This is a genomic window from Pseudidiomarina mangrovi, from assembly GCF_003999375.1.
Classification (GTDB): Bacteria; Pseudomonadota; Gammaproteobacteria; order Enterobacterales; family Alteromonadaceae; genus Pseudidiomarina; species Pseudidiomarina mangrovi.
Window position 1 is genome coordinate 92,762 of record NZ_RJLC01000010.1, and the last position, 11,581, is coordinate 104,342.

The window sequence follows — 11,581 nt, forward strand, 5'->3', positions numbered from 1 at the left end:
AACACCACTATGACCGATTACAAACACACGCTGAACCTGCCGGAGACTGAATTCTCCATGCGTGGCAACTTGTCGCAGCGCGAACCGCAAATGCTTGAACAATGGTATGCGGATAATGTGTACGGTCAAATTCGTACGGCTAAAGCAGGCCGCCCTAAATTTATTCTGCATGATGGCCCGCCGTATGCCAATGGCCAGATCCACATTGGCCACGCGGTCAATAAAATCCTCAAAGATATGATCGTCAAAGCAAAAACGTTGAGCGATTTTGATGCACCTTATGTGCCTGGTTGGGATTGCCACGGTCTCCCCATTGAGCTGCAGGTCGAGAAAAAATATGGCAAGCCAGGGCATAAATTATCGGTGGCTGAATTCCGTCAGCATTGCCGTGATTACGCTATGGCGCAAATTGAAACCCAGCGCGCTGACTTTAAACGTTTAGGCGTATTTGGCGATTGGGACAACCCGTACATGACCATGAAGCCACAGCAAGAGGCCGATAGCCTGCGCGCGCTGGGCAAAATCATTGCCAATGGGCATTTACAGCAAGGTTTTAAGCCGGTGCATTGGTGTACCGATTGTGGCTCGGCACTGGCTGAAGCCGAAGTGGAATATCAAGACAAGCGTTCACCGGCTATTGACGTTAGCTTTGTGCTGGTTGACCAAGGCAAAGCTTTGGCGGCCTTTGATCATCCAGCGGGTCATGCAGGTGAAGGCGAATTGAGCTTAGTGATCTGGACCACCACGCCGTGGACCATTCCGGCTAACCGTGCGGTGTCGTTACACCCGGCGCTGGATTACGCCCTGGTGCAGGTTGCCGCCGAGGGTGAGCGAGCAGCGCAGCGACTGATTATCGCCACTGATTTGGTCAGTGCCTGTATGGACCGCTGGGGTATCAGCAATTATCACAAGTTGGGCTTTTGTAAAGGTGCGGCACTGGAGCTGATGCAGCTACAACACCCGTTATTGGCCGATCTGCAAGTGCCGATTATTTTGGGCGAGCACGTGACCACTGAATCCGGTACTGGTGCGGTGCATACTGCGCCAGGCCATGGTGTGGACGACTTCATTGTCGGTCAGCGTTACAACATTGAGGTATATAACCCAGTCGGCGATAACGGCGTGTATAAAGACGATACCCCGTTGTTTGCCGGGCAGCATGTGTTCAAAGCCAACGATAATATCGTGCAAGCCTTGCAAGATGCTGGGCGTTTGGTGCATCACCAAGCCTTTAATCACAGTTACCCGCATTGCTGGCGTCACAAAACACCGATTATTTTCCGCGCTACGCCGCAATGGTTTATTAGCATGGATAAGCAAGGTCTGCGTGCCGATGCGCTGGCGCAAATTAAGCAAGTACGCTGGGTACCTGAGTGGGGTCAAAGCCGCATTGAAGGCATGATCGATGGTCGCCCAGACTGGTGTATTTCACGGCAGCGCACTTGGGGCAATCCGATTGCTATTTTCGTGCATAAAGACACCGATGAACTGCATCCGCGTACGCTGGAACTGCTAGAGCAGGTAGCCCAGCGTATTGAAGTGAGCGGTATTCAGGCGTGGTTTGATTTGCAGCCGGAAGAATTGCTCGGTGAAGCTGAGGCTAAACTGTACCGCAAAGTCACCGATACGCTGGATGTATGGTTTGATTCGGGTGTGACTCATGAAGCGGTGCTGAATAAAACCGCCGGTTTGCAGTGGCCGGCTGATTTGTATCTGGAAGGCTCCGATCAGCATCGCGGCTGGTTCCAGTCCTCGTTGTTGACCGGTGTGGCGATGTACCAACAAGCGCCCTACAAGCAGGTATTGACCCATGGTTTCACGGTAGACGGGCAGGGCCGTAAAATGTCCAAGTCCATCGGCAACGTGGTGGCGCCGCAAGAGGTCATGAACAAACTAGGTGGTGATATTCTGCGCTTGTGGGTGGCAGCGACCGATTATTCGGCCGAAATGACGGTGTCGGATGAAATCTTAAAGCGGGCCGCTGATAGTTACCGCCGTTTGCGTAATACCGCGCGCTTCTTGCTGGCCAACATCAACGAGTTCAACCCTGCCACGGATTTAGTACCGGTGGCCGATATGGTTGCCATTGACCGCTGGATTGTGGCGCGCGCGCAGGCTATTCAGCAGGATATCTTGACCGCGCTGGATGACTACCAGTTCCACGTGGTGGTGCAAAAGCTTATGCAGTTCTGCTCCATTGACTTGGGTAGTTTCTATTTAGACGTGATCAAAGACCGTCAGTACACCGCTAAGCGCGAATCCGTGGCGCGACGTTCGTGTCAGACCGCGTTGTATCATATTGCTGAAATGCTGGTGCGCTGGTTAGCGCCTATCTGTAGCTTTACCGCGCAAGAGATCTGGCAGGCGATGGCGCCACAGCTCGCCGACGGCAGCCAACGTAAACCTTATGTGTTTACTGAAAGCTGGTACCAAGGGGCGCAGGCGATCACTGTGAGCGCTGACGAGAATGCCCGCTGGCAGCAGGTGTTGCAGGTGCGTGATGCGGTTAACGCAGCACTTGAGCAAGCGCGTCGCGATGAATTGATTGGTGGTTCGTTACAAGCCGAGGTGCAGTTATTCGCCGATGCCAAACTGGCGTCGGGGCTGCAGGCCTTAGGTGATGAATTGCGTTTTGCTTTGCTGACCTCAGCGGCAACCGTTAGCGCGGTTGAGCAAGCACCAGCAAACGCCCAAGCCACCCAGCTAAAAGGCTTATGGCTGCAAGTAGCCAAGTCGGCCCATGAAAAGTGTGAGCGCTGCTGGCACCATCGCGCTGAAGTGGGCACCATTGCCGCCCACCCAACCTTATGTCAGCGTTGTGTCACTAACGTAGACGGTAGCGGAGAGGAGCGTCATTTTGCCTAATCAAGGTGCTATTAAACCGGTCAGTGGCCTGCGTTATTTATGGTTGGCGTTACTGTTGATTGTGATTGACCAGTTCACCAAGCAGTGGGTGATACGGGTGTTTGATCTGTATGAAAGTGTGGCGGTGATGCCGTACTTTAACCTGACCTATGTGCGTAACTATGGCGCTGCATTTAGCTTTTTGGCCGACCAAGGTGGTTGGCAGCGCTATTTGTTCACTGTGTTAGCCATCGCTATCACCGCGGTATTGGTGGTGTGGTTGAAGCGCAACCCAGTGGGGCTATGGCGGCAGAATCTGGCCTTTGCACTGATTATTTCCGGCGCTATTGGTAATGTCATTGACCGTATCATCTATGGTTACGTGATTGATTTTCTCGATGTCTATGTGGGCGACTGGCATTGGCCGGCGTTCAACGTAGCCGATTCAGCTATTACCATTGGGGCGGCGTTGATGCTGTTAGAAGCATTTTTTGAACAGCGCGATGAGCGCACTGACAAACAGCCTGAGCAATCGTCATGATCACACGTTTACCGATTGAACATGGCCGTGAGGTTATCTTCCACTTCACTATTAAGCTGATGGACGATTCCGTTGCCGATAGCACTAAAATGGCCGGTAAACCGGCCAAGTGCCGCATGGGCGATGGTAATCTCACCGCCAATTTTGAAGCTTGCCTGGTGGGTTTGAAGGCCGGTGACGAGCGTGAATTTGTGCTCGAGCCAGAAGATGCCTTCGGTCAGCCTAATCGCGACAATATTTATCAAGTAGATGCCACCAAGTTTATTGGCGATAAACCTGAAGTCGGCAAAATTTTTACCTTCCCACAAAGCGATGGTACCGAGTTGCCAGGTATTGTGCGGGCTATTAACGAGCAGTTCGTGACCATCGATTTTAATCATCCATTGGCGGGGCAGCAGGTGCGCTTTGCCGTGGAAATTCTTGAGGTGAATCCGTAATGGATATCGTGCTGGCAAATCCGCGGGGTTTTTGTGCCGGTGTTGACCGCGCTATTACTATTGTTGAGCGGGCGCTGGAAATTTTTGAGCCGCCGATTTATGTGCGCCACGAAGTGGTACACAACAAATACGTGGTGGACTCTTTGCGGGCGCGCGGCGCGGTGTTTGTGGATGAGCTGCATGAAGTGCCCGATGATAGCATCGTGATTTTCTCTGCCCACGGAGTGTCGCAAGCGGTGCGCCAAGATGCCAAAGACCGTGGCTTGCGCGTGTTTGATGCCACCTGTCCGTTGGTTACCAAAGTGCATATGGAAGTCACGCGGGCCAGCCGCAAGGGCCAAGAATGTGTGTTGATTGGCCACGCCGGGCACCCTGAAGTGGAAGGCACCATGGGGCAGTACAGCAGCCCGCAGGGTGGCATATATTTGGTCGAATCAGTTGCCGATGTGCAGCGCTTAACGGTGAAGAACCCGCAGCAGTTGCACTATATGAGCCAAACCACGTTATCGGTAGATGATACTGCTGAAGTGATTGATGCATTGCGTGCTAAGTTCCCGGATATTCAAGGGCCGCGCAAAGATGATATCTGCTATGCCACACAAAATCGTCAAGACGCAGTGCGCGATATTGCCGCTGAAGTGGATTTACTGCTGGTGGTTGGTGCGCGTAATAGTTCAAATTCCAATCGCTTACGCGAGCTGGCCGAAAAAATTGGTACCCGTGCTTACCTGATTGATGATGCTAGCTGTATTGACCAAAACTGGCTCACTGCGGTGCAACGTGTTGGTGTTACCGCAGGTGCCTCAGCACCGGAAGTGTTGGTACGGCAAGTGATTGAACAGCTGCAACAATGGGGCGGTCGGCGCGTTGAAGAACGGGCTGGGCGCGAAGAGAACATTACCTTTTCTATTCCGCCCGAGCTCCGTATTTTGTAACTACCAGCAGGCGGCCGGGGTACGCTGGTCGTTCTGGTTGATGGTCATGCTGGCGCATTCAGTATCGCTGGCTTGCGCACCGATAGCGGTAGCGGTCAAACTGTAGGTCTCAGCGCCTACATTGGTGGCGCTAAAGGCGTAAAATTCACTACTCACGGTGGTACCTAATACCGCTAATTCAGCATAACTGCTGTTACGTAATCGATATTCCTCTTGTGCCAATTGCAGCGTTAACAGCTGGCTAATAGCATCGGCACGGCGCGCTTCACGCACATAATCGGTAAACAATGGGTAGGCGACCGCGCCAATAATGGCGATGATGGTAACCACCACCATGACTTCAATGAGCGTCATTCCTTTTAACGAATTTTTAACTTGCATTTATTCTTCCTGACGTATAATGATGGTTGTTGTCTGTGGCGCTAGCCCAAGTGCTTGAGCTACACTGTTATTTGATACGCTATTTCGGTGTGTAACGCAATGCGAGTAAAAAACGGATTCACTTTATTAGAGCTGATGGTTACCTTAGCCATATTGGCTATTGTGCTTGGCGTCGGCGTGCCATCCATGCTGGAAATTGCCCGTAATGCCCGTTTACAGGGGGCAGCACAAGAATCCTATGCACTGCTGCAATATGCCCGTTCCGACGCGTTACGTGTTGGCACCGATCGCTTTGTGGTATGGAGTAGCGCCAGTGGCAGTTGGTGTGCGGTGGTGAGTGATCGCAACGATTGTAATTGCCTGAGCGAAGATTGCAGTATCGATGGCATTCTGCGGCAACAAAATAGTACTGATTTTGCTGATGTGAGCCTTGCCAACGCAGCTTTTAGCGGTGGTAGTTATACCCGCTTTGATGGTCTGCGCGGCTTAGCTGAAGGTCATGCCGGCAGTGTGTCCTATCAATTACCCAGTGGCGACGGCGAGGTCGCTGATGAAGTGCGTATTATTGTCAGTGGCCTGGGCCGTGTTCGGCAGTGCCAAGTCGGTGGTGTGGGGAGTTATCCAGCATGCTAAGTAGGCACACCCAGCAGGGCTTATCACTGATTGAGTTGATGATCACTATGGCATTGGGCTTGTTGATGATGGCGGCGCTGACCTCGATATTTGCCAACACCATTGGGGTGAATTCACGCAGCCTGCAACTGAGTCAGTTACAGGAAGAATCAACCGCAGTGTTGGAATTGATGACCAGTGATTTGCGTCGCGCCGGCTATCGTGCCAACGCGCATTTATTGGTGGTTGATCCAGATACTGCGAATACCGATTTCGACGATAGCATTGTGGTTAGCAATCACCCCGACGAAGCCTTACTGAGTTGTGTGCTATTTAGCTATGACGCCAATCAAAATGGTAGTTTTGATGGCAGCAGTGAACTGTTTGGTTATCGACTGCTGGACGGCCAAGTGCAGCGTCGCCAAGATGCAGTTGATTGCGCCAGCACCGGCTGGCAATCGCTGACCAGTGCCGACATGGTAGCGGTGGAGAGTTTAAGCTTTAGCCTCACTGAACGCACCACTGGAGTGATGCTGGAACAAACCATCACGGTTGCTATTACCACCGCTAATCCGGCCGATAACACACTGCAACGACAACTCGCAACTGACGTGGTGATCCGCAATGCGTTCTAAACAAACAGGCTTTGCCACCCTAACATTATCGGTGCTGTTGCTCGCCATCATCATTCTGGTGACGCTTTATACCGCGCGCTTCAAGATGCAAGAGCAACGCATTATGCGTAATCACTTGGCTAGCCAAGAAGCGGCCATGATTGCCGAAGCGGCGCTGGAACAAGTCATTATGCTCATCAATAGTGACCGTACTGACTTGAACCGTACTATTACCAGTACAGTCGCTGCTGCAAGTTATACCGCAGTGCTGGTTGGCACCCGCTATGAAGACACGCCACGTGGCGAGATTGATGTTGTTGATATTCGCTTAACCGCTACCTCGGCCGATGGCCGCGCGACTCGCACCGTGCAGCAACAAGTGGCGATCATGCCGTTAATCCGCACCGAACCCGATGTGCCGGTAGCTATTCGCGGCAGTATGAATGTGTCGGGTAGTTTTCAGGTGGTGGCCAACCCGAACGGTGGCGGCGATGGGGTACCGCTATCTATTTGGACCAGTGGCGATGTGGATATCAACGGTAACGGTACTACCTGTGGGCAGCAGGAATTTAGTGAAGGTAATTGTGCTACTGCGCCATTCAGTCAACGCGGTGATCATGGCGTTGATATTTTAGATAACGATGCGAATTTTCCAGCAGATTTGTTGGAGTATTTATTTGGTGTGCCCGAGGCTGATTGGCAACAGCTGCGCGACATGGCGGTCACCGAGGTTGCGAATTGCGATAGTTTGGGGCCAACCTCGACCGGGCTGATTTGGGTCACCGGCACCTGCAACTTAGGGGCTGGTGATCAAATTGGCTCGGTTGAAAATCCGGTCGCGCTGATTATTCAAGATGCTGATTTGACGATGAACGGTGGGGCGGAAATTTTTGGTATCGGGTTCTCGTTCGCAACCCCGGGCAACATGACAAATTACGATTTTAAAATGAACGGTGGTGCGGTGATTAATGGCGCAGTGATGTCGAATCGCGACCCCGATTTATCCAATGGTAACCTGACCGTGCGTTACAGCGGTGAAGTGCTGAGTAACTTGGTCACCAATGACGCCTTCCGGCGCGTTTATCGAATTGGAGGAAGTTGGCATGATTTCTAAACTGACAGTGCCACCGCAGCGCCAGCAGCGTGGTTTTACCTTCGTTGAATTGCTGGTGGCCTTAGTGATTATCGCCGTGGGTGTAGCTGGTTTAGTGGCTTTGCAGCGCACCTTTATCCAAAGTTCGAGCCGCGCTGCAGAACGCACAGCAGCCTTAGAAATTGCTCAACAACGGTTAGAAACGTTACGCTTTACCCCCTATGCCGACATCACCGGTGGCAGCGAAACGCTCAGTCGCGATGGTAAAGATTACAGTATGACCTGGACCGTAGCGCCGTTCTATTATAACGGCAGTTGGCTGACCACCGGCGCGGCAGGCTTACCTGATCCGTTGCCAGCCTTACCGGATGCCAAAGCAGCAACCATCAGCATTAGTTGGACGGCCCGTGGTGGCGATAGCGACAGTTTGACCATGGAAGCTTGGCTGGGCCGCATTACTTTACGTGATGGTGGCTTGGTGGTAACGCCACCGGCGCCACGTTCACAGCCGCAAGTGATCTATAACCCTGGTGCTGCCCCCGAAGTTATTGCGGTGCGCTTAACCACCGATGACAATGCGCAAATTTATCAAATTAAAGAAACCACTCGGCCCACACCCACGGTGCAACGCAGCGGTGATAAATTGCAGGTAACGTTCGATACCGTGACTTACGACCAAGCCACACAAACACAGCGGGTTGAGGACTTTGTCACGGTTAACTGCAACTGCGTATTTACTGAATTGGGTGATGGCGGTTACGCACCGAATCGCTTGACCCTCATTGATGGCCGCTTAACGCTCGACCCAAACGGCGGCCAGCCGGAACGCAAGCGCATGGGCGCGCCAGCCGATGCTAATCAGCCTGAACTATGCACGCAATGTTGTCGTGACCATCACGACAATCTGAATATGTTCAATAACGGTACCGTGTATCGTGAAGAGGCCCTCAGTAATCGCTCAGTGTATGGTAATCATCGCCATTTCAAAGCGGCGCCGACGTTTTTTGAAGGTCTGTTATTTGGCGATTTTGTTCAGGCCGGCCCCAATGACGTGTATCTAGAATCATGCCGTATGCGGCGTATTGATGGTTACTATGCCATGTACCCTGATTGGCAATTTAAAGCGCTCACCGCAACCAGTGCCGATTACTTGATCGATGAAACCGGCGCTGCCAGTTATACCGATTACGTACAGGCCGTTGTGCGTGCCCTGGTGATGGGCGAAGATTTACCCAGTGCGCCGAGTGATCGGGATATTACCGCCACCCCGGGCTCCTACCAAATGATTGGCCGTGGGGTGTATTTGGACACTATGTCTGCTGAGCATTTGCAGGCTATTCGTGATGCCATAAACAATGGTGAGCAGGATTGGCTGGCCAAAGTGCCGTTTTATGAGGTGAATCTGACCTTATTGGCGGAGTGGATGGCCAGTAACGATGCGGTTGCTGATATTACCAATGAGCCGATTCAAACTATTGTTGACCCAGACTTAGACTTTTACGGCACCTATTCGCGTGGCCGCGTTGGAGCCAAAACCACTGGTAGTTCATTGATGACGGTCATGGCCTCCGAAGGCAATGCCAGCGTGCTAGGTACCGCACCGATTCATCCTAACGACACCACAACGTTATCCAGCACCGTCAATGTCACCGTACAAGCCAGCACCGGCACCACCACGCTGTATTCGGTGACCGGCGAAATTAACTGTCTGCAGATTACTGGGGCGGCGTGTCGCTCAACCCAGTTCCGCGATGTCGCGGTCACCACCAATAACCTGAATATCAGCTGTAGTTATTCCAAACAAGGCAACGCTGACACCGGTAGTTTTGCCTGTAATGGCATACCAGCGGGTAGTAACTTTGATATTTTCTTTAGTAAAGCCGGCTTCACCTTTAACCCGGCCAGCATAGCGGTTCGCAACTTACAGAGTAACCTCGATCAAAACTCGGTGTTGATGACCGAAAACTAGACGGTTTTGGTTCTCCCGCGCACCGCAACTGTGCTACCATCGGCGCATTCAAAACCGATGGTAGTAGGGTGTTATTCGACATGGCGCTGTTGGTCACTGCACAGCAATTAAGCTCGGTTCGCGCGGGGCGTACGTTATTCGCTGATTTATCATTCAGCGTAAGTGCTGGCGCAGTGTTGCATGTTGAAGGCCCCAACGGCGCCGGGAAGTCCACCTTGCTGCGCATTATTGCTGGGCTGCTGAAACCACAAGCAGGTCAGGTGCAGTTATTTCCGCAACACAGCGCTGATGACCCAGATTACTGGCGTCGGCAATTGCTATTTATTGGCCATAAGGCTGCAGTAAAAGCCGAGCTCACCGCATTAGAAAACTTGGCTATTCAAGCACAACTTGATGGTGCTGACCTTGATGACCCCTGGCAAACTCTAGAAACCGTTGGCTTACTGGGCTTGGAAGACATTCCGGCCCAGCAGTTGTCGGCTGGTCAGCAGCGCCGCATTGCCCTAGCGCGTTTGTGGAGTAGCCCGGCGCAATTATGGATCCTCGATGAACCCTTTACCGCGCTTGATACTCGCGGTATTGAGCTGTTACAGCAACGCTTCGCCGCGCATGTGCACGGCGGTGGTAGTATCATTTTGACGTCACATCAAGCGTTGAGCTGGCAACCCAGCGCGTTACAACGGTTGTCGATCAAACATGTCGATGCGGAGCTCGGTTATGAATAAGGCCAGTTATCGCAGCCTGGTAGTGGCACTGATGCAACGTGATTTTAAAGTCGCGATGCGGCGTAAGAGCGACAGTATCAATCCATTGTTGTTTGTACTGATGGTGGTGACGCTATTTCCAATCGCCGTTGGGCCTAGCCATGAGGTTCTCGGTCGTATTGCCCCCGGGGTCATTTGGGTCGTCGCGTTGTTAGCATCATTGCTCGGTTCAGAGCGACTATTTCGCGATGATTATCTCGATGGCAGCCTTGAGCAAATGGTGCTGTCACCGGCGCCACTGGAGTTACTGGCACTGGCAAAAATCAGCTCCCATTGGTTGTTAAGTGGGCTGCCGCTGGTGATCCTGTCGCCGTTTTGTGCGTTATTATTAAAGCTACCGATCGAGGGTTGGCTCACGCTAATGCTAACGCTGCTGTTGGGGACTCCGATACTCAGCGCCATGACCGCTATCGGTGCAGCGCTGACGGTTAGCTTGGGGCGTGGTGGGGCACTGCTCAGTTTACTGCTACTACCCCTGTTTATCCCTTTGTTGATATTTGCAACAGCGGCGGTAGACAGTAGTCTATTGGGTATGCCAGCCATTGGCCAGTTGCTGTTTCTTGCTGGTTTCATGGTATTGACCCTAACCTTGGCGCCGTTGGCAGTGGCGGCCGCCATTAAAGTGAGTGTGAACTGATATGTGGCGATGGTTACATCCGTATGCAAAAGGTGAAGCAAGCTATCACCTGCTAGGGCGCTGGCTACCTTGGTTGACTGCTAGTGCGCTGTTGGTGCTGTTGATTGGTATTGGTTGGGGGTTGGTATTTGCGCCACCCGACTACCAACAAGGGGATAGCTATCGCATTATTTTCATCCACGTACCATCGGCCATGCTGTCCATGGGTACTTACACCGGTATGGCCATTGCTGCGCTAGTTGCGTTAGTTTGGCAAATCCGCACCGCCGAGTGGTCCATTGCTGCCATAGCGCCCGTCGGCGCAGTACTGACTTTTATTTCGTTGCTGACTGGTGCCGCTTGGGGCAAGCCGATGTGGGGCACTTGGTGGGAGTGGGACGCGCGGATGACCTCGCAGCTGATCCTGCTATTCCTCTATTTAGGTGTGTTGGCGCTGTATCACGCCTTTAGCGATAACCGAACCGGCGCCAAAGCTGCCAGCATCTTGGCGCTCGTGGGCGTGGTGAATATTCCGATCATCCATTTCAGTGTGTATTGGTGGAACTCACTGCACCAAGGCGCCACCATCACTAAATTTGCCAAACCGTCGATGCCGCCGGAAATGTATATCCCGTTATTTGTCTGTATTTTTGGCTTTATGTTAATGACTGCAGCGTTTATTACCCAGCGTTTGCGCCACGAAATTTTGCGGCAAGAGCTGCATCGACCGTGGGTGCAACAGCTGTTGGTAGGCGCGAAAGTTAAGGAGCAGTAG

The 11,581-nt window shown here is 52.4% G+C and carries 12 protein-coding genes; 11 read left to right on the top strand and 1 reads right to left on the bottom strand.

Annotation, left to right across the window (positions count from 1 at the left end):
• Positions 1–9: 9 nt before the first annotated feature.
• The 4 genes from ileS to ispH are packed head-to-tail and all read left to right on the top strand — an operon-like array spanning position 10 to position 4,757.
• Positions 10–2,865: an isoleucine--tRNA ligase gene (gene ileS, locus EFO84_RS03565; protein ID WP_127346703.1), complete on the top strand. Its 2,856-nt coding sequence runs from the start codon at positions 10–12 to the stop codon at positions 2,863–2,865.
• Positions 2,858–3,385 carry a signal peptidase II gene (gene lspA / locus EFO84_RS03570; protein WP_127346704.1) on the top strand — a complete coding sequence of 176 codons (528 nt, stop codon included), beginning with the start codon at positions 2,858–2,860 and terminating at the stop codon, positions 3,383–3,385. The genes ileS and lspA overlap by 8 nt, the downstream gene beginning before the upstream one ends.
• Complete coding sequence (gene fkpB / locus EFO84_RS03575; protein WP_431355316.1) at positions 3,385–3,822, top strand: FKBP-type peptidyl-prolyl cis-trans isomerase; 438 nt, start codon at positions 3,385–3,387, stop codon at positions 3,820–3,822. The genes lspA and fkpB overlap by 1 nt, the downstream gene beginning before the upstream one ends.
• Positions 3,822–4,757, top strand: a complete 936-nt coding sequence (gene ispH / locus EFO84_RS03580) for a 4-hydroxy-3-methylbut-2-enyl diphosphate reductase (RefSeq protein WP_127346706.1) — start codon at positions 3,822–3,824, stop codon at positions 4,755–4,757. The genes fkpB and ispH overlap by 1 nt, the downstream gene beginning before the upstream one ends.
• Here the strand turns inward: ispH and EFO84_RS03585 are convergent, their stop codons facing one another.
• Complete coding sequence (locus EFO84_RS03585) at positions 4,758–5,138, bottom strand: type IV pilin protein (protein ID WP_127346707.1); 381 nt, start codon at positions 5,136–5,138, stop codon at positions 4,758–4,760.
• Between the two features lie 99 nt (positions 5,139–5,237).
• Here EFO84_RS03585 and EFO84_RS03590 point away from each other — a divergent pair, with 99 nt between their 5' ends.
• The 7 genes from EFO84_RS03590 (at position 5,238) to EFO84_RS03620 (ending at position 11,581) form a co-directional block, all read left to right on the top strand.
• Complete coding sequence (locus EFO84_RS03590) at positions 5,238–5,771, top strand: GspH/FimT family pseudopilin (protein WP_127346992.1); 534 nt, start codon at positions 5,238–5,240, stop codon at positions 5,769–5,771.
• Positions 5,765–6,385 (top strand): prepilin-type N-terminal cleavage/methylation domain-containing protein, encoded by a 621-nt coding sequence (locus EFO84_RS03595; RefSeq protein WP_127346708.1) that lies wholly within the window; start codon positions 5,765–5,767, stop codon positions 6,383–6,385. The genes EFO84_RS03590 and EFO84_RS03595 overlap by 7 nt, the downstream gene beginning before the upstream one ends.
• On the top strand, positions 6,375–7,478 hold the full coding sequence (locus EFO84_RS03600; protein ID WP_127346709.1) for a pilus assembly PilX N-terminal domain-containing protein: 1,104 nt from the start codon (positions 6,375–6,377) through the stop codon (positions 7,476–7,478). Before EFO84_RS03595 ends, EFO84_RS03600 begins: the two co-directional genes overlap by 11 nt.
• Positions 7,468–9,426, top strand: coding sequence for a prepilin-type N-terminal cleavage/methylation domain-containing protein (locus tag EFO84_RS03605; protein ID WP_164742370.1), 1,959 nt, complete (start codon positions 7,468–7,470; stop codon positions 9,424–9,426). The genes EFO84_RS03600 and EFO84_RS03605 overlap by 11 nt, the downstream gene beginning before the upstream one ends.
• Before the next feature lie 80 nt (positions 9,427–9,506).
• Positions 9,507–10,151 carry a cytochrome c biogenesis heme-transporting ATPase CcmA gene (gene ccmA / locus EFO84_RS03610; protein ID WP_127346711.1) on the top strand — a complete coding sequence of 215 codons (645 nt, stop codon included), beginning with the start codon at positions 9,507–9,509 and terminating at the stop codon, positions 10,149–10,151.
• Positions 10,144–10,827, top strand: coding sequence for a heme exporter protein CcmB (gene ccmB, locus EFO84_RS03615; protein WP_127346712.1), 684 nt, complete (start codon positions 10,144–10,146; stop codon positions 10,825–10,827). The genes ccmA and ccmB overlap by 8 nt, the downstream gene beginning before the upstream one ends.
• A 1-nt stretch (position 10,828) precedes the next feature.
• Positions 10,829–11,581, top strand: coding sequence for a heme ABC transporter permease (locus tag EFO84_RS03620; protein ID WP_127346713.1), 753 nt, complete (start codon positions 10,829–10,831; stop codon positions 11,579–11,581).